15 protein-coding genes are annotated in these 19139 nt (G+C 60.9%); 10 read left to right on the top strand and 5 right to left on the bottom strand.

Annotated elements, in window-relative coordinates; genetic code table 11:
* Nucleotides 1-268: 268 nt before the first annotated feature.
* Nucleotides 269-2419: a beta-galactosidase gene (locus BV034_RS09195; RefSeq protein WP_050026265.1), complete on the bottom strand. Its 2151-nt coding sequence runs from the start codon at nucleotides 2417-2419 to the stop codon at nucleotides 269-271.
* A 132-nt stretch (nucleotides 2420-2551) separates the two neighbouring features.
* Between BV034_RS09195 and BV034_RS09190 the strand changes: the two genes are divergently transcribed.
* From BV034_RS09190 to BV034_RS09175, 5 genes are read left to right on the top strand one after another with little or no spacing between them, the layout of a single operon-like run.
* The gene (locus tag BV034_RS09190; protein WP_050026263.1) at nucleotides 2552-3937 is read left to right on the top strand and encodes a hypothetical protein; all 1386 of its coding nucleotides are present in this window, start codon (nucleotides 2552-2554) and stop codon (nucleotides 3935-3937) included.
* 55 nt (nucleotides 3938-3992) lie between these two features.
* Entirely contained in the window at nucleotides 3993-5099 is a 1107-nt protein-coding gene (locus BV034_RS09185) for an aminotransferase class III-fold pyridoxal phosphate-dependent enzyme (RefSeq protein ID WP_265592806.1), read from the top strand.
* A complete protein-coding gene (locus tag BV034_RS35880) occupies nucleotides 5017-5337 on the top strand; it encodes an aminotransferase class III-fold pyridoxal phosphate-dependent enzyme (RefSeq protein WP_265592805.1) in 321 nt (106 codons plus the stop codon). The genes BV034_RS09185 and BV034_RS35880 overlap by 83 nt, the downstream gene beginning before the upstream one ends.
* 31 nt (nucleotides 5338-5368) lie before the next feature.
* Entirely contained in the window at nucleotides 5369-6874 is a 1506-nt protein-coding gene (locus tag BV034_RS09180) for an aldehyde dehydrogenase family protein (RefSeq protein WP_265592804.1), read from the top strand.
* A 3-nt stretch (nucleotides 6875-6877) separates the two neighbouring features.
* Complete coding sequence (locus BV034_RS09175; protein WP_050026260.1) at nucleotides 6878-8266, top strand: hypothetical protein; 1389 nt, start codon at nucleotides 6878-6880, stop codon at nucleotides 8264-8266.
* Between the two features lie 61 nt (nucleotides 8267-8327).
* Here the strand turns inward: BV034_RS09175 and BV034_RS09170 are convergent, their stop codons facing one another.
* Nucleotides 8328-8789: a YbaK/EbsC family protein gene (locus BV034_RS09170; protein ID WP_050026258.1), complete on the bottom strand. Its 462-nt coding sequence runs from the start codon at nucleotides 8787-8789 to the stop codon at nucleotides 8328-8330.
* Between the two features lie 148 nt (nucleotides 8790-8937).
* Nucleotides 8938-9753, bottom strand: a complete 816-nt coding sequence (locus BV034_RS09165; RefSeq protein ID WP_050026256.1) for an arginine deiminase-related protein — start codon at nucleotides 9751-9753, stop codon at nucleotides 8938-8940.
* 133 nt (nucleotides 9754-9886) lie between these two features.
* Here BV034_RS09165 and BV034_RS09160 point away from each other — a divergent pair, with 133 nt between their 5' ends.
* The gene (locus tag BV034_RS09160; RefSeq protein WP_050026255.1) at nucleotides 9887-11455 is read left to right on the top strand and encodes a hypothetical protein; all 1569 of its coding nucleotides are present in this window, start codon (nucleotides 9887-9889) and stop codon (nucleotides 11453-11455) included.
* 15 nt (nucleotides 11456-11470) lie between these two features.
* Here BV034_RS09160 and BV034_RS09155 read toward each other — a convergent pair whose 3' ends face one another.
* Together BV034_RS09155 and polX are read right to left on the bottom strand one after the other, a co-directional pair.
* A complete protein-coding gene (locus BV034_RS09155; protein ID WP_265592803.1) occupies nucleotides 11471-11821 on the bottom strand; it encodes a hypothetical protein in 351 nt (116 codons plus the stop codon).
* A 114-nt stretch (nucleotides 11822-11935) separates the two neighbouring features.
* The gene (gene polX / locus BV034_RS09150; protein WP_050026251.1) at nucleotides 11936-13693 is read right to left on the bottom strand and encodes a DNA polymerase/3'-5' exonuclease PolX; all 1758 of its coding nucleotides are present in this window, start codon (nucleotides 13691-13693) and stop codon (nucleotides 11936-11938) included.
* Nucleotides 13694-13935: 242 nt separating this feature from the next.
* Between polX and ilvB the strand changes: the two genes are divergently transcribed.
* The 4 genes from ilvB to BV034_RS34590 all read left to right on the top strand — a co-directional run bounded on the left by ilvB (nucleotide 13936) and on the right by BV034_RS34590 (nucleotide 19139).
* Entirely contained in the window at nucleotides 13936-15663 is a 1728-nt protein-coding gene (gene ilvB, locus BV034_RS09145; RefSeq protein ID WP_050026249.1) for a biosynthetic-type acetolactate synthase large subunit, read from the top strand.
* Nucleotides 15664-15706: 43 nt separating this feature from the next.
* Nucleotides 15707-16078: a four helix bundle protein gene (locus BV034_RS09140; protein ID WP_343123286.1), complete on the top strand. Its 372-nt coding sequence runs from the start codon at nucleotides 15707-15709 to the stop codon at nucleotides 16076-16078.
* Between the two features lie 46 nt (nucleotides 16079-16124).
* Nucleotides 16125-16670 carry an acetolactate synthase small subunit gene (gene ilvN, locus BV034_RS09135; RefSeq protein WP_050026245.1) on the top strand — a complete coding sequence of 182 codons (546 nt, stop codon included), beginning with the start codon at nucleotides 16125-16127 and terminating at the stop codon, nucleotides 16668-16670.
* Between the two features lie 240 nt (nucleotides 16671-16910).
* Nucleotides 16911-19139, top strand: coding sequence for a PAS domain S-box protein (locus BV034_RS34590; protein WP_265592802.1), 2229 nt, complete (start codon nucleotides 16911-16913; stop codon nucleotides 19137-19139).

The raw sequence follows: 19139 nt of genomic DNA, 5'->3' as shown, positions 1-19139 counted from the left end.
CACACCACTTATACTTTACAAAAATTGAGTAGGAATGTCGATAGCAAATTTAGGGAAACCGACAGCATCTGCTTTCTCCCCACCGCCATCAACACCTCCACCTCGCTCCAATGCGATATTGCACGAATGTTGGGTTGCACCTCGCGAGGCCATTTTGAGAGAGCACCAGACCGCATTTCGCCCCCAGGTTCCTTGGCAGGCACTAGCTGAGGCGTCTGAATGGGGCCACATCCTCATCGAGGAAGAACTCCAGTTCAAATCCCGGCACTCACTTCACCAGCCGCTTTCCTGGAATGGAATACGAAAACGGCTCCCGCTCTCCGAACCACACCCGGTAGATGTCATAGTTCGTTTTCATCATCTCCTCCAGTAGAGGCTTCCAAGGGCGGTCCGTCACGGAGATGATGCCGGAGTTGGAACGCTCCCCATCGAAACCGGAGAACCAGCGCCCTGTCACTGACTGATCCACCAGGGTGAACCACTCCGTTCCAATCACAAATCCCAGCGAAGCACTCTGCTCCACATAGTTGCGGTACATCAGGCCGCGCTCCTGCTGGCTGCCCACCTCGCGACCGCCATCCAGACCGCTGTCCTTGGGAGAGGACCAGAAGAATTCACTCAGCATCATGGGCAGTCCGCCAGTCCACTCGTACACTTTGCGCAGGTGGTCCTTGTCCACGCCGTAGGTGTAGTAGTTATAGGACATCACATCCAGATGCGGCCCCATGGCACGGCAGATCCACTCGTGACTGATCGTCCCCGGTTGGAGCCGGCTGCCGATGAGCAGGTGGTTCGGGTCATGCTTGCGAAAAGAGGTCTTCACCAGCTTCAAGTATTCGTCCAGGAAATGGGTGGCAAAGGCTTCCGCATCCGCCTTGGCCGCAGCGGCGGTCACCGTCAGTCCCACCTCCAGCAGTGCATCAAACGAGGCAACATTGGCTTCCCATGCCTTGTTAAATGCCCCTATGGACTGGTACTTGTTCTGAAGCCACTTCACCAGTTCACGTTTGCAGGCATGCTCGCTGCCCTTCAACGAGGGCACCACGTGGGGGATCTGCTCGTAAATCGGCTCATTCACGATGAAGTATCCGATGATCAGCGGATCTTTCGCTTTGGCCGGCAGCTCACGGGCCATGTTCGCCTCGATCATCGCGCGCGTTTTTTCATCGAACGGGTCAAACGTCTCGTGAATACCGGAGATCCGCGGCACTCCCTCCCACACATTGATGGGCAGATGCGCCACCGTGGGGAATTTTGCTGTGGCCCGGGCCTTCTCGCCGCCGTTAGAAAAGGCACCAATGGAGTTGAAGCCCCACCGCTTCATACGGCCGATCATCCTGGCAGTATAGGATTCATCGCTGTAGGGCTCGCCATACTTCCTCACCTGATTGACGAGGTGATAGGAAAGAATGGTCCCATTGCTTCCCGGACGAAAGACGGAGGCATACTCGCCCTCCGGCTTGGGCAGCCACTCGTAGGCCGTCTCCCGCCCCTTCACCAGGGTGTAATCATCATTGGGGTTCACAACACAGAGCCCAAGGTGGAAAAACGCATTTCCCAGCGGGTTCACCAGAATCCAGCGGTCACCCTTCTTCTCCACCCGGAAATAGCCAGTCGCCTTGAGCCCTAGCTTTTCCTTGCTCCCGGGCAGACCGCCGTACTCGTCCGTCGCCGGCGGATTCAGACTGTCGTAGTACTTCTTCTCGGCCGCCACATCCGCCTTCAGCTCTTCCAGGCTCTTCACTTTGTCCGCCCACTCCTCACGGGTGGACTGGCCAAAGCTGTCCACCAGCGGTTTGGCCACAGCCACCGCTCCCGCTTCGACAATGCCGTACACGAACTCCGGCTTGTTCACGTCATAAGGCGTGAAGCTGTGCCAGTGGAAGATCGACCAGTTCCATTCACGGTTGTCAGACAGTTGCAGGAAGCTGTTGTCCGGCACCTGCACGGTAAGCGTGCGGCCTTCGTAGTTCTTCAGCGCCAGCTCTGGCGCATGCCCCTGGTAGAGATGCGGACTGGCTGGCTTGGATTTGGGAAACTCTCCGGACTTGTCTCCCATTTTCCATGAACCACCCTGGTTGTAAGCAATCGGCAGCTGCAGGGACGTGCCGATGTTCTTCACGTCTGCCGGGATCTGGGTCACCTTGCAGGAGAGCTTTCCGTCATTGCCCAGCGTCACCTCGGCCACGCCACCGCCCGCATAACGGAGCTTCACCGTCTTGCCGCTGATGGTTGTTTCCACCACCTTGTGAAGGGGCTGGTTTCCAGCATCCAGCAGCTGGGGGTATTCCAGAGTCAACCTCCCCAGGTTGCCCGCGTCGATCTCCAGGCCTTCATTGACAAACTTGAAGCTGGCGCTGTAGGCGGCACCAGAACACAGGGTGGTCCAGACAAGAAACGTGGCGAGAGAGCGGTGCATGGCAGTGGTCCGATTGAGAGGGCGCGGGCATCTCACCACGGCCCTCCGGAGCCCGCAAGTCAAATGACAGCGGCCCAGAACGAGATTGGCGCGAAAGAATGATCCCCCCACGGCCTTAGATGGGAATTCGCCATGCCCCGGATTGCCCGCCTCCTGCCCCTTTTCCTTCTCCCGGCCCTCGGTGCCAGCCTGCTGCACGCTGAGTCTCCCTCGGGCGGACGTCAGCTGCAGGTCAATCCCCAGACCGGGCTGGACACCCATGATGGCATCACCCAACCGGTGAAGACCATCGCTCGCGGTGTGCGCCTGGCACAACCCGGGGACACGCTGAACCTCGCCCCGGGTCTCTATCACGAGAGTCTGGACCTCTCCCTGAAGATGGGAGAGCCGGACAAACCCATCACCGTGGACGGCCATGGCGCCGTTCTGGATGGCAGCGAACCCGTGCGTGCTGCGGAGTGGGAGTCACTCGGTCAGGGCCTGTATCGCAAGATCAAGATCATCCCCTCCATGAACCCCGCCGTAGTCGGACGGTGGTTCTTCCTCTGGGACGGCAAGATGAATCACATGGGCCGCACCTCCAAAGGTCCCAGCGCCGCTTTGAAGAAGCCCGAGGACCTCAAACCCGACCAATGGACCTATGTCGCGGAGGAGAACGCCTTCTACCTGAAACTGCCGGAGGGACAGGACCTCGACACCGCCAACATCCGCTATCCCGCCCGCAGCAACGGCGTGATCTTCGCCGGAAAGGGCGCGCACGTGACAGTCCGGAATGTGACCAGCACCCATGTGTGGAACGACGGATTCAACGTTCACGGTGCCCAGCGCAGCCTGCGGTTCGAGAACATCGCCGCCATCGAGTGCGGCGATGACGGCTTCAGCGCGCATGAGGACGCCCAGTGCGAGATTGACGGCTTTGTCAGCATGGGGAACTCCACCGGCCTCTGCGACGTGGGCGAAAGCGTGACGCACTACCGCAACGTTTTCATCAAAGACTGCATCGGGCATGATGTCTTTTTCATCGGACTCGATCACTCATTGGAAAACGCCGTGGTGGAGAGCCGCGCCAGCTCTGCCTTCAGCTTCGACGGCGGTCGTCTGCCGGAGGGCAAGACCGCGAATCTCCGTGTGAAGAATCTGCACCTCCTCCGCACGGGGGACGGGATCAAGGAAATACGGCTCGGTTCCCGGGGCAAGTTTGAAGCAGACCGTTGCACCTTCGAGGGGCTGAACGTCACCGCCACCCCCGGGGCCTCCGTCCGATTCCAGTCATCCGTGATCACCGGTGCCCGCAAACCAAACATCGTGATCTGGGCGAACACGACCTGGGCAGGCGGCACCAATGTCTATGACATCGGCAGCCTGAGAGTGGACAAGGCCACGTTCACTGCCTCCACCTTCACCGAGTTCCAGAAGCTCGTCTCCAGTGAGACAGATTCAAGATGGGACGCCGCCTCCACCGCTCCCAGCTCGATCGGCGCTGACCCCGCCGTCCTCGCCAAGCTCCGTCGCGAGTAGCCCGTCACTTGCCGGGCTTGCCCCCGCAGGACCGTTCCGGTATAATGCGGGTGTTATGAGTGCGCGTAGGCTTCACAAGCCCGCGGAGGCTCTCCGCGAGCTGGGCGAACACGTCCTGTTGGACGGTTTCGGCGTGGTCTTGGACCTCGACAAGAGCCACGGTTGCTGGGTGGTAGATCAGGCCAGCGGCAGATCCTTGCTGGATCTGTATGGGTGCTTTGGTTCCCTCCCGGTGGGATTCAATCACCCTGACATGGAGGTGGATGCATTCCAGCACGACCTTCTCACTGCCAGCCGGGTGAAGACGGCCAACTCGGACGTGTACACCTTGCTGTATGCGAACTTTGTCCGAGCCTTCCATGATTTGGCGGGACTCCCTCCCCTGGAGCGCTACTTCTTTATCGAGGGCGGCGCCCTGGCGGTGGAGAATGCTCTGAAAGCTGCCATGGACTGGAAGGTCCGCCTCAACCTCGCCGCCGGTCATGGCGAGCGTGGCACCGCCATCGTTCATTTTGAAAAAGCCTTTCACGGACGCAGCGGCTACACTCTGAGTCTCACGAACACGGACCCCGTCAAGACCGACTACTTTGCCAAGTTCAACTGGCCACGACTGCCAGCCCCTGCGCTGGATTACAGCCTGCCGCCGGAGCTGCGCAACGCCCGGGCAGAAGCCGCCGAACAGCGCATCGAGTCGCAGCTCCGCACCCTGCTGGACTGGCAGGGCATCGATATCGCCGCCATCATCATTGAACCCATTCAAGGTGAGGGCGGTGACCGCCACTTTCGCGGTGAGTGGCTGCGCACCCTCCGTCGCCTCTGCGACGAGTATGAGGTGCTGTTGATCTTTGATGAAGTGCAGACAGGCGGAGGCACCACGGGCCGTATGTGGTGCGCCGAACACTTCCTGGTGGTGCCGGACCTGCTCGCCTTTGGCAAAAAGGCGCAAGCCTGCGGCGTGATGGCAGGGCCGCGACTCGATCAGGTGCCAGACAATGTTTTCCGGCTGTCCGGCAGGATCAACTCCACCTGGGGCGGCAGTCTGGTGGACATGGTGCGGGCGACTTATTTCCTGCGACTCATTGAAAAATCACCGGCTGCTCGACAACGCCCGCCGCGCCGGGAAGCTGCTCACTGCCGAGCTGGAGAAGCTTGCCGGGCGTGAGGCCCTGATCTCCGCCGTACGCGGACGCGGTCTCATGATCGCGTTTGACCTGCCCACCCGGGAACTGAGGGACGAGTTTCACCGGGGCCTCTTTGAGGTAGGCGTGCTCGCCTTACGCTGCGGAGACCGCTCCATCCGCTTCCGCCCTGCATTGGACCTCCCAATGGAAATCGTTCCGCACATCATCGAGCTTCTGGAGCGCCAGTGCCGGCGCATGAACGCCTCTTTGATCGTCTGATCCCCCACCCTGCTTCATCATGCACGCCGCCATGTCAGCCCTGGGTCTGGGCAAGATGAATGCGGGTGTCTTTGATGGCACCTGGCATGGGGCGGGGCCGGTGGAAGACGTGGTCACCCCAGTGGATGGAGAACTGATCGGGCACGTCCGGGAAGGTTCCGCGGCAAACTATGACGACGCCGTCTCGCGGGCCCAGGAAGCTTTTCTCCGCTGGCGAACAACCCCGGCACCGCTGCGCGGTGAACTGGTGCGCCGTTTTGGCCTGCTCCTGCGGGAGAACAAAAGCCGGCTTGCCGAACTCGTGACGTGGGAGACCGGGAAGATCCTGGACGAAGCCGAGGGTGAGGTTCAGGAAATGATCGATGTCTGCGACTTCGCCGTGGGGCTCTCCCGTCAGCTTCACGGGTTGACCATCGCTTCCGAGCGTCCGCAACATCGACTCATGGAGCAGTGGCACCCGCTCGGCCCTGTGGGCGTCATCACTGCCTTCAACTTCCCCGTGGCCGTGTGGGCCTGGAATGCCGCGCTGGCCTGCGTGTGCGGGGATCCTGTGGTGTGGAAGCCCTCCAGCCTCACTCCGCTCTCTGCCATCGCCGTTACGCGGCTGGCGGAGCAGGTATGCCGTCAGACCGGTATGTCGCCCGCGCTCTTCACGCTGGTATGCGGCACCGCCCGTCCCATCGGCCGGTGCATGGCCCGGGACCGACGCCTTCCGCTCATCTCCGCCACCGGCTCTTGTGCCATGGGCCGTCGCCTCGCCCGCACGGTGCACGCCCGGCTGGGTCGCACCCTGCTGGAGCTTGGAGGAAACAACGCCGTCATCATCACCCCCTCTGCCAGTCTGGAACTCGCCCTGCGCGCGGTGGTGTTTGGAGCGATCGGCACCGCCGGCCAGCGCTGCACCTCCACCCGCCGCGTCTATGTTCACGAGAGCGTCATGAGCACCTTCCGCCATCGGTTGCTGGATGCCTACAGCTCCCTGCGCATCGGCAGTCCGCTCGACCGCAGCACCGTCATGGGCCCACTGGTCAACCGGGATGCTGCCTTGCACTACCTCGACGCCGTGGAGCGGGCCAAACACCAGGGTGGCACGGTGCTTCATGGCGGCAAGCCTCTGGACCAGCCCGGCGGCTGCTACGTCACCCCCTGTGTCATGGAGTGTGGTCCGGATCTTCCCCTGCTCCGCACAGAGACTTTTGGCCCCCTCCTCTACCTCATCCCCTACCGCCACTATGCCGAGGCCATCGCCTGGCAGAACGACGTGCCGCAGGGCCTGAGCTCTGCCGTCTTCACCCGTGATTTCCTCGAAGCCGAAACCTTTCTCGGCCCGGCCGGGAGCGACTGCGGACTGGCCAATGTGAACAACGGCACCAGCGGTGCAGAGATCGGTGGCGCTTTTGGCGGGGAGAAGGACACCGGCGGCGGCCGGGAGAGCGGCAGCGATGCCTGGAAGAACTACATGCGCCGCCAGACCAACACCATCAACTACGGCACCACCCTGCCTCTCGCGCAGGGCATCCACTTCGGAGAATCCTGACCCATGAGCGCACTGCCCCCCAACCGCGAAAACCGCTTTGACTGGCCCGTGTGCCAGGAGGCCGAAGACTTCCTGCTGGCCCAGATGGAGCTCTTCCTCACGCACAACGCCTTTGCCCGCCTGCTGGCCGACCGCATGAGCTCAGACACCGGCACCCTGCTGCTGGACTGGGTGGACTACATTGTGCTTTCCGAGAACCACGGCCCCGTCTTGACCACGCTCGGTTTCGTGCCCGATACGACCGCAGAGACTCCTCCGGAGCATGCCGCCTGGCATCACCCGGAGGCCATGCTGCCCCGCATTATTCTGGAAGAAGGGCATGACCGATACCCCAACGCTCTTGCCATCCATGCCGAAAGCCTCCCGGATTTCATGGCAGTGCATGGTATTTCCCGGGAGATTGAAGGCCCGCCACTCAGCCGATTCCGTCGGGCGCTGATTTCCGATGAACACGGCACCTGCTTCTATGCGGTGGAACGCCGCGGGTATCGCGGTTTCCTGCCCGATCCTCATCCTGCCGAAGCTGCGATCGCCGCCCTGCTTCAGGCGATGGAGCTGTGGAAGATCCGTCAACGCCGCTTTGCCAGTGCCGAAGACGGCTACCAACTCACCTTTGCCTTGCTGGACGAGATCGTGTCCATGGTGGGCAGAGATCTGGCCTGCCATCTGGTTTTTGCTGGAGAAAGGGAGTACTGGCAGCGCCGCAATCGCGCCGCGCAAATACAGAAGATCCGGCAGGATCGCCTTGGCTTGGGATGGGCCAATCATGATCACCACACCTTCCGCAGTTCGCGGAGCCAGTTTGTGAATCTGATGCACGTGATGGAGAAACTGGGCTTCGAGCGGCGGGAGCGCTACTACGCTGGAGAACAGGCGGGCTGGGGTGCACAGATCCTCGAACAGCCGGTGGAAGGGATCGTCTCTTTCTGCGACGTGGACCTGCGTCCCGAGGACACGGAAATCGACTTCTCCCGCCAGACTCTGCCGCCCCAGCCCAAGCTGGGCACCATCGGACTCTGGACCGGATTGCATGGAGAAAGTTTCCTCGAATCGGGCATGCATCATCTGGAGTGCCGCTTTGACCACGCCCTGCTCCGCGAACAACTGGCCACTGAGGGCATCAACACCATGATGCCATTCTCTGACCTCCCCTTTCTCAAACAGGCCTTCACAGAGGGCGAACGCTGGCAGGTCCGGCCAGAGCGCGTGCAAGCCCTGCTCGATGCCGGCTCCATCGATTCCGATCAAGCCTCCCGCTTCCTCGCCGAAGGGGCCATCGGCAGCCACCTGGAGAACCTCCAGCGGAAGGGCGGATTCAAGGGGTTCAATCAAAAGTCCGTCAGCGCCATCATCGCGGCGGTGGACCCGCGGAAGATGATGTCAGCAACTTGAACCCTGTATCGACCGACCGCCCTGACACTTGCCAGGACGGCCGGCCTCGGATTGCTCTCGCCTACATCGTGAAGTTCACGACATGCGGCTTCACCAGTTGTTCATAGTCACGCCACGCCATCTTGATCACTTCATGGTGGGATCCGGCGCTGAAGACGATCTCGTGCCGTTCCGCCAGAGCTGGCGAGACATACACAGACATGTCATACAGGTTGCCGAACGGCGGCATGGCCCCCGGTTCACAGTCCGGAAAAGCCTCCCGGAATTCACTTTCATGGGCCAGATGCACATCCTCCGTCTCCGTGATGTCACGCAGGTCTTCGATCAGCACCCGTTGATTCGCAGGCAGCACCGCCATGGCCAGCGCCCCATCTATTTCCACCATCACCGTCTTGGCAAGGAACTGCCCCGGCACATGCACGGAGGCCGCTATTTCCTGGGCGGTGTAGGCGGGTGAATGGGCGACGACCACATACTTCACGTTCCGTTGATCCAGGAACGTTTTGAGCTTCTTCGCAATCATACGCACCTCCCTTCATTCATCGACAACGATTCGATTGTTTTCCGGCCCAGTCTGCCTCTGGGTCAGTCGGCAGGGCGGCGTCTTGGGCAGAGCCCTCGCACTACTTGATCGACCTCAATCCTACCAGTTGGGCATCGCACTGGCGAGGTCAAACTGCCCCACCGTCACGGTCGTGCTCCAGCACCAGCACGAGGCATTTGCAGGCCCCGCCCGCCCTGATGAATTCACTCATCGGCACCGCATGAGGCAGATACCCGCATCCCCCCAGCGTTTGCACCACCTCAGGGCACCCGTCTGGCAGCACCACCTCCCGCCCCAGAACAATCGCATTGCAGGCAAACCGCGCCGCTTCGTCGGCAGAAGCCTCAATGAGCTGAGGAATGGCATCCCTGAGCTTTTTCTGACTCCCGGCATCGAAGGCGTCCGGGTACCAGAGCGCCAACCTCTCCGCCAGAGGACAAAAGCAGGTATCGAGGTGGTAGTAGTGCGGATTCACGAGCCGCAGCCCCACCACGTCACACCCCAGCAGCTGTCCAAGCATCGCGGGTGCTCCCGGGTCAGTTCGAAATCCGTGTCCACAATAGAGTCGCTTCCCGCAAAACAATGCATCCCCCTCCCCTTCAAAGCAGACATCTCCGTTCAGGGTCGTCATCTCGTACCCCTCCCCACCCAGCCACTGGCGGTACCAACGGGTCTCGCCCTGTCGCTCTCTATGCATGAATCTGCTGAGCACACAACGCCGCCGGTGGATCAGCGCCGCATTGGCAGTAAAGACGAGATCGGGCCACTCCGGCTGCGGACGCATCACCTCCACCCTACATCCCAGATCCATCAGGAGCGCCTTCAAGGCCTCCCACTGCCGCACTGCCTGCGCGTGATCGACACTCTGGGAGAGGTCCATCCAGGGGTTGATGGAGTACCGCACCCCATAGAAGTCCGGCGGGCAGAGCAACACCCGGTTCATGAAACCAGTGTACCATGCCAGTCATCCCCCGCCCACCAGATTGCCCGGCCCGGCCCGCGCAAATGTCACCACAACCCCGCATATTGTCCTCTGCTTGGAACATTTGCCCCGGCTGCTCCCGTAAGCGATTCCCATGAAGCCACTCCATGCCCTGTGCCTCACGCTTGTCGCCGGCTTGTCCACCAGCGCGTTGATCTGGAACGCCTCTGCCGCCGCGCCCAGTGTTGCCGCCGCAGGAACGAAGCCTTCACCGGAAGCACTCTCTAAGGTGAAGGCCGGCTTCGCCGAGCGGGACATCACTCCAGCCATCGGCATGGAGCAGCCCGGCGGCTACGGCAAGTCCTTCCACACCACGTTCCACGATCCCTGCAAGGTCCGCATCGGCGTGTTTGACGACGGCACCAAGCGGGTCGCCCTCGTCGGACTGGATGCCCTCATCGTGCCCCGCAGCGTGGTCCTGGCCGCCCGGGAGCAGATCACCAAGAAATGCGGCATCCCGGGTGACGCGGTCATGATCGGCGCCTCGCACTCCCACTCCTCAGGACCCGTCGGGATGATCCAACCGGGGGAACTCGACTTCGCCAGCGATCTGGTCAAAAAACTCGCGTACGAGGAATCCTCCTGCGCCGACCCCGGTTATTTGCAGACCGTCATCAAGGCCATCGTGGACGGCGTGGTCTGGGCGGACAAGAACAAGGTGCCCGCCCAGCTTGGGTTCGGCGTTGGGACTGAGGACAAGGTCGCCTTCAACCGCCGTGTCAAAATGAAGAACGGAGAAGCCTGGAGCCATCCGGGCTCAGGCAACCCCGACAATGTGGACTACGCCGGCCCGATCGATCCCGATGTGGGCGTGGTGGCCGCATGGGACATGACGGGCAATCTCCTTGGCGTGATGGTCAACTTCTCCTGCCATGCCACCACCAACCCTGGCGGTATTTCCGCGAACTGGATCTATGATCTGGAGCAGACCATCCAGGGCGCTCTGCATACCCGGGTGCCGGTGGTCTTCCTCCAGGGAGCCTGTGGCGATGTCACCCAGGTGGACAACTTCAGCAAGTTCCAGCGCCCCGGCCCCGAGGAATGGAGCCGTCTGGTGGGTGGCCGCGTGGGTGCGGAGGCAGCTAAGGTCATCTTCTCCATGCCCAAGACCACTGAAGCCCGGCTCGACGCCAAACAGAAGGTCTGGAAGATCAAACGCCGCATCCCCTCCCCCGAGCGGGTCAAGGAAAGCACGGACCTCGTGCAACAGCCCAAGCCCAAAGGGGACACCACCGCCTGGATGTTCGCCAAGGAGATCGTCATGCTCGACGCCCTCGTGCAAAAGGAGCCCGAGTGCGAGGTGGAGGTGCAGGCCCTCCAGGTGGGACCGCTTGTCTGTGTGAGCAATCCCGCGGAGTACTTCGTTGCCAACGGGCTGCGCATCAAAAAAGAAACTGGCTTCCCCATGACCTTCCCCGTGGAGCTGGCCAACGGCTGCACCGGCTACGTCCCAACTGAGGAAGCCTTCGGCCCCAACGGAGGCGGCTATGAAACCCGCCTCACCTACTACAGCAATCTGGAAGTCACCGCTGGCACCCAGATGGCCACCGCAGGCATCGAGCTCGCAAAGCAGATGACACCTGACAAGATGCCTGAGCGCCTCCCGGCACCGCCCTTTGGCCGGGCGTGGACGTATGGCAATGTGAAACCCGAGGTGAAATAGACCCGTACCAGGCACCTACCCCAGCTCCGTGGCGGCCTGCTCAATCTGGTTCAGGCCTTCCCGGAGCATCTCCGGCCATTGCTCCACCAGCATCTTCTCCACGAGTTGCAGGAAACCATCTGTGCCATCGGCCCCGGCACTCCAGTCCAGGACCACGTACTTCTCACTGGTTGCCTCCGGGTACCAGTGCAGAGTCCGCATAGGATTCTCCAGGCCCAGTACGTGGACCAGATCGGGCTCTGCAGGATCGCGCGGCAGATCGACGCCCGCCCCCACGCCAGAAACCAGCTGATCCAGTCTTTCTGTCACGTATTCCGTAAGGCTGTTCCCCAGCACGAACACCCCTTGTCGGGGGCTACGGCTCATGATGGCGCAACTACGATTTCTCAAGTTTGCCCAGATGCGCGGATTCCCGCCCAGTTCAACGGTGACATACTTTTTGGACATATGTGGTTAGAGCACGAGTTCAGGCATCTCCCACTACCCTTGTCCCTCTTCCCTTAAACCTTTTCCCTCTTTCTTCCCCCTCAGTATTTCCTCGATCTGCCCCAGCGGGAGGCAGTTCACCACATCTGACCGGGTCAGCCAGCCTTTGCGCGCCAGCCGCACGCCGTAGAACACATCGTGGAGTCCGCGGGTCGAGTGGGCGTCGGGGTTGATGGAGCACTTCACGCCTTTTTCCTTGGCCAGCTTCCACCAGCGCCAGTCCATGTCGAGCCGCCAGGGGTTGGCATTGAGTTCGATGATGGTGCCAGTGGCTGCCGCCGCATCAATAATGGCCGGCACATTCACCGCATAAGAGGGGCGCTGCAAAAGCAGACGTCCCGTCAGGTGGCCCAGCATCGTCACGTGCGGATTCTCAATGGCACGGATGATACGCTTGGTCATCTCCGCCTCCGGAAGGGTGAAGACGTTGTGCACAGAAGCCACCACGTAGTCCAGCTCCGCCATCAGATCATCCGGAAAGTCCAGTGATCCATCCTTCAGAATGTCCACCTCACTTCCGGCAAACAGCCTGAACCCCTCATACGTGGCGTTCAGCCGCCGGATCTCCGCAATCTGCGCGCGCAGCCGTTTTTCATCCAATCCGTTGGCCTGGAAGGAGGCCTTGCTGTGATCGGCGATGCCGAGGTACTGCAGGCCCAGCTCCTGCGCCTCTGCTGCCATCTCCTCCAGCGAGTTCACGCCATCGCTCGCCGTGGTGTGGTTGTGAAACACCCCGCGCAGGTTCGAGATCTCCACCAGCCTGGGGAGGTCGCCTTCCTCTGCGGCCTTGATCTCTCCAGTATTCTCCCGCAGCTCTGGCTCCACGAAATCCAGGCCCAGGGCCCGGTACACATCGGCCTCATCGTAGCATTCGGGACTCTCCCCGCCCGGCTCCGTGGGGGTCAGCGCGTATTCATTCAGCGACAGACCACGTGCCAGAGCCCGCTGGCGCAAGGCCACGTTGTGTTCCTTGCTCCCGGTAAAGTAAACCATGGCGCAGGCGTATTCTGCACTGGTCACCGCGCGTAGGTCGCACTGCACACCGCTCTGCAGCAGCACGCTCGATTTCGTCTCCCCTTGCGCCAGGATCTTGGCCACCATCGGCATCTTCACAAAGTCCTCCATCACCGGGCCAGGCTTCTTGGTGGCAACGAGGAAGTCCAGGTCATGCACCGTCTCCTTGGCCCGGCGGTAGCTGCCCGCCACCCCGGCACGCGACACATTGGGATGCTCGCGCAGCATCTCCAGGATCACTTCCACCGTGGGGGCCACCTGTTCCAGGCGGAACTCGTCCGCATGGCTTTCACGGAACGCCAGGGACTCCAGGATCTTCGCCGCCGTCTTCTCCCCAAAGCCCGCCAGCTTGGCCACGGCACCGCTTTCACAGGCCGCCTTGAGGTCCGTCAGCGTGCCCACCTGGAGTTGCTCCCAGAGCAATTTGATCTTCTTGGCCCCCAGCCCCTGCACATCATAGAGTTCCAGAATCCCCTCTGGAAATTCCGCGCGCAGCCTTTCATAGAACTCCAGCTTCCCCGTGCTGGCCAGTTCATTCAGCTTCTGCTGCAGGGCATCGCCCAGCCCCTTCACCCCCTTGAGATCATTGGCGGCGGCGCGGGCCACAATGTCACCGCTAAAGGTCTCCACGATCTCTGCTCCCGTGTTGTACGCCCGGGTCTTGAAGGGGTTCTCCCCTTTAAGGTCGAGCAGGAGCGCGATGTTTCGCAAAACGGTGGCCATCACTTCAGCAGTCATAGTGCGAAGAGTGGCGATGAACTCGGCCGACGCAACGAAATGTGCGCCGCAGAGCAAACCGCTTCATGTTCATACGTCCGCGCCATGCTCTCGACGCAAATCGAGAGTCAATTCGCCAATTTTTAGGCCATCACAGTTTGAAAAAATGCCACTTTGACCAAAAAACTGCAATTTTCGATTGCCGATTGAACCTTTCGTGCGAATTTAACCCCCTAAATTCGCACTTTTCAGGAGACCAACTCATGACCACCGAAAAATTGGACGGCGCACAAGCGCTCATCAAGACACTCGACCAATTGGGGATCGAGTACGTGTTCGGGTATTCCGGCGGGGCCGCACTGCCGATCTTCGACGCTCTGGAAACCGTGAAGTCGAACATTAAGTTCGTCCTGGTGCGTCACGAGCAGGGTGCCGTGCACATGGCTGACGGTTATGCCCGCGCTACAGGCAAGCCCGCTGTGGTGCTGGTGACCTCCGGCCCCGGCGCTGGCAACACCGTGACGGGGATCATGACCGCCCAGATGGACTCCGTGCCCATGATCATCGTTTGCGGCCAGACCGTGTCGTGGATGCTGGGCAAGGACGCCTTCCAGGAAGCGGACATTTTCAACATCACCACACCTGTGTGCAAACACAACTACCTGGTGAAGAACACGAATGACCTCCCGCGCATCGCTCGTGAGGCCCATCACATCGCCACCACCGGCCGCCCCGGCCCCGTGCTCATCGACATTCCCAAGGACATCAGCCAGGGCCCCTTCACCGGTGACCTCAATGCTGAGATCGACCTCCCCGGCTACAATCCTGATGAGTCCCTCAAGATCGACAAGAGGTCTGTGCAGGAGGCCGCCAAGCTCATCATGCAGGCCAAGCGCCCGCTCATCCTCGCCGGCCACGGCGCGATGATCGCCCGCGCCGACAAGGAGCTCATGGCCCTGGCCGAGACCCTCAACTGCCCGGTGACCAACACGCTGCTGGGCAAGGGTGTGTTTCCTGAAACTCACCGTCTGAGCCTGGGCATGCTGGGCATGCACGGCACCGCCTACGCCAACAAGGCCATCTGCGAGTGTGACTGCATCATCAACATCGGCTCACGCTTTGACGACCGCATCATCGGCAAGCCGAGCGCCTTCGCCCGCAATGCCAACATCGTTCACTTCGATATTGATGAGGCCGAAGCCAACAAGATGATCAAGGCGGATGTGTTCGTGAAGGGCGACGCCAAGGCCGCCCTGAAGGAACTGCTCCCGCTCCTCAGCCCGATCGACACCACCACGTGGAATGAGACGCTGGACGGCTACAAGAAGAAATACCCGCTCAACTACAAGAAGCAGGGCGGCCTGCGCATGCAGCAGGTGATCGACGAGCTCTACCAGCTGACCAAGGGCAAGGCCATCGTTTCCACCGACGTGGGCCAGCACCAGATGTGGGCTGCCCAGTTCTACAAGAACGACGAAAGCTTCAAGTGGCTCAGCTCCGGCGGTGCCGGCACCATGGGCTTCGGCTTCCCCGCAGCCATCGGCGCCCAGCTCGGCTGCCCGAATGACATCGTGGTTTCCATCAGCGGAGACGGCGGCTTCCAGATGACCCTGTTTGAACTGGCCACCGCCGCCATCCTCAAGCTCCCCATCAAGATCATCGTGCTCAACAACCACTACCTCGGCATGGTGCGCCAGTGGCAGGAGTTGTTCTTCGACAACCGCGAAAGCGGCGTGGATCTCATCGGCAACCCTGACTTCGTGAAGCTCGCCGAGGCTTATGGCATCAAGGGCTTCCACATCCGCCGCCCCGCCGATGTGGAGCGCGTCCTCCAGCAGGCCCTCGACTACAACGAAGGCCCCTGCCTCATCGAAGCCGAGTGCATCAAGACCGAAAACGTGTTCCCCATGATCCCCGCCGGTGCGGCCCTGGAAGACATGTTGATCGAGCCTCCGAAGCACAAGATGGAGAAGCCCGTGGGTTCGACCTAGAACTCAGTAAAAAGTGGCAAGTAAAAAGTGAAAAGTGCCGGAGATGGCTGTCATGGGTGAGATCAAGAGTTATCGAGATCTGGTGGTTTGGCAAAAGTCGATGGCACTGGTGCGGGAGATCTACCTGGTGTCCCGCAATTTCCCAAAGGAGGAGCAGTTTGGACTCACACAACAACTTCGGCGAGCAGCCGTCTCCATCCCCTCAAACATTGCTGAGGGAAATGGACGCGGCTCAAACTCAGACTACGTGCGGTTCCTTCAATACTCCCGCGGATCACTTTTTGAAACCCAAACCCAGCTCGAACTTTGCCGAGACCTCGGCTTCTTGTCTGATCAGAATCACAACCCGCTAGCCGCCCTTGGCTCCGAGATCGAACGCATGCTCAACACGATCATCTCGAGATTCAGCAGCTAGCTCCCCACTTATCACTTTTCACTCTTAACTTTTTACTCTTTCACCCATGTCCGACCGCAACATCATCACTTCCGACCGCAAACCGGCCCCCCAGCCCGACATCGTGAACGTGCACACCCTCAGCATGTATGTGTCCAACAAGCCCGGGGTGCTCGGCCACATCTGCCAGGTGTTCAGCCGCCGTGGTTTCAATATCGACTCGCTCGTGGTTTCCCAGGGGCGTGACCCCCGCTACTCCCGCATGACCGTGGGTGTCAGCGGCCATCCCGAGGGCCTGCACCAGATCATCATGCAGTGCAACAAGCTCATCGATGTGATCCACTGCTATGAACACACCGACAAGGATTCGGTGGTGAAGGAGCTGGTGCTCATCAAGATCCTGGCCACGGCCGAGCACCGCACGGAGATCCTCCAGATCATCGAGCACTTCAACGGCAAGACGGTGGACCTGCAGGAGCAGTCCATGGTCATCATGATCACCGGCAACAGCGACAAGGTGGACGCCGCCGTGAACCTGCTGGGCCGCTTCGAAATCATCGAGACCGTGCGTACCGGCAAGGTCGTGATGGCACGTGGCGTGGCCGAGACCTAGGCCAGCTGGCATCGCCATCGAATTTCTCCTCCCCATCCACTATGCCCCGCCTGCCCTGCGCACGCGGGGCATTTTTTTGCCCGGGCGTCACCATACCACCAAAGTGGTAGTCAGATGCCTCCGACCCCATCGCCAGGCGGGTTGTGGCTGTTCGCCAATACCCAACTACGTTCTTGCCAAGCGGCAAAGCGTTTCGCTAATATTAGCGGACGTGGAACAAATTCCGGGGAGATAAGCACCATGAACAGTGACGAAGCCGACCTGAAAAGCTTCTTCGATCACTCGCTGGATCTGATGTGCATCGCCGGGTTTGACGGCTACTTCAAGCGGCTGAATCCCGCCTGGGAAAACACGCTCGGCTACTCCACGGAGGAGCTCATGGCCCAGCCCTACCGTGCCTTCATCCACCCGGATGATTTTGCCCGTACCGAGGCAGAGGCCGCTCGCATCAATACCGGAGCCAACACCATCGCCTTTGAAAACCGCTATCGGTGCAAGGACGGCTCCTACCGCTGGCTGGAATGGCGCGCCCAACCGGACATGGACCGGCAAATCATCTTCGCCGCAGCTCGTGACACCACCCGCTTCAAACAGCTTGAAGATGAACTCCGCGCCAAGAGCGCCCTGCAACGCGCCATGCTGGACGGGGCCAATCTTGCCATCATCTCGTGTCGAATTGACGGCATCATCCAGGGGTTTAACGTCGGAGCAGAGCAACTCCTGGGCTACAAAGCCGCAGAGGTCATCGGAAAAACCAGCCCCTCCATTTTCCATGATCCACAGGAGATCGCCCGCAGGGCTGCTTCCCTGACACAGGAGCTCGGCTACCCCGTGGAGGTTGGTTTCCACACCTTTGTCGCCAAGGCTCTCCTCGGGCCTCCAGACGAGAACGAATGGACGTACCTCCGCAAGGACGGCAGCCGGCTGCCCGTGATGCTCACCGTCACGATCATGAGGGATGACTCCGGCCAGCCCACTGGCTATCTGGGCATCGCCAGTGATCTCACTGCCAAACGCAAGGCGGTCCGGGCTCAACTGGAACTGGAAGCCCGCCTTCAAGCCATTCTCGACAACACCACCGCAGTGGTCTTCCTGAAGGACCGGGACGGGAATTACCAGATGGTGAACCGGCGTTTTGAAGAGCTGTTTCATCTGACCAGAGAGCAGATGGCGGGCAAAAGCGACTACGACATCTTCCCCCCGGAGTTTGCCCGGGCCTTTCGCGACAATGACGCGAAGGTGCTCGCCACAGGACAGGCCATGGTCGTGGAAGAAATCGCCCCCCATGCCGGCGAGGCCCATACCTATGTGAGCGTGAAGTTCCCGGTTCTGGACACGGACGGCCAGGTCATCGCCCTCGGTGGTATCGCCACGGACATCACTGACCGCAAGCGAGCAGAACTGGAACTCCGCGACCGCGAGGCGCGTCTCAGCTCCATCCTCGAAACAGCGGTGGAGGCCATTGTCACGATGGACGACAAGGGGCTCATTCAGTCCATCAATCCGGCTGCAGCCCAGATCTTCGGCTACCAGCGCGGCGAAATCATCGGCCGCAACATCAGCGTCATCGTCCCTGCGCCCCACCTGCTCTCCCCCGCCCACTCGAGCTCGGATGCGTCTGCCGCGCCCGATGCCGAACGGGTGGGCCAGAGCCGGGAGCTCCTCGGACGCCGCAAGGACGGCAGCATCGTTCCACTCATCATGTCGGTGAGCGAGACCCACACCGGAAACCGGGTCATCTGCACCGCCATCATGCACGACATCACGAAGCGCAAGCGGTTCGAGGAAGATCTGCGGCGCTCCAACCAGGAGCTGGAGCAGTTCGCCTACATCGCCTCCCACGATCTTCAGGAACCCCTGCGCATGATCACCAGCTACCTGCAACTCCTGGAACGCAGGTACAAGGGCGAGCTCAATGAGGAGGCGGGCCAGTTCATCGCCACGGCGGTGGATGGCGCCGCCCGCATGCGCAACCTCATCCAGGACCTGCTCTCTTATTCACGCGTCGGCACCCGGGGGCGGGAGTTGGGCCCCGTCTCCTGCGGCCAGCTCATCCAGTCTGTTCTGGGCGATCTGGAAGTCTCCATCAAAGAGTCTTCCGCGGTCATCACCGCAGACACGCTACCCACCGTAAATGCAGATGAGCTCCAGCTGCGCCAGGTGTTCCAGAACCTTGTCGGTAACTCCATCAAGTTCCGCAGCGAGCAGACGCCGCACATTCACATCAGTGCTCAGCCCTGTCGGGGCGAGTGGGTCATCTCCATCCGCGACAATGGCATCGGCATTGAGCCCAAGTTCTTTGACCGCATCTTTGTCATTTTCCAGCGCCTGCACGCCCGGGAGCAGTATCCAGGCACCGGCATTGGACTGGCTCTCTGCAAGCGCATCGTGGAGCGTCATCATGGCCAGATCTGGGTGGACTCGTCTCCTGGAAAAGGGGCCACCTTCTTCTTCAGTCTTCCCAGCTAG

The organism is Verrucomicrobium sp. BvORR034 (genome assembly GCF_000739635.1).
Classification (GTDB): domain Bacteria; phylum Verrucomicrobiota; class Verrucomicrobiia; order Verrucomicrobiales; family Verrucomicrobiaceae; genus Verrucomicrobium.
Note: the sequence above shows the minus strand (reverse complement) of the source record. Positions and strands in the feature narration are given on the sequence as shown.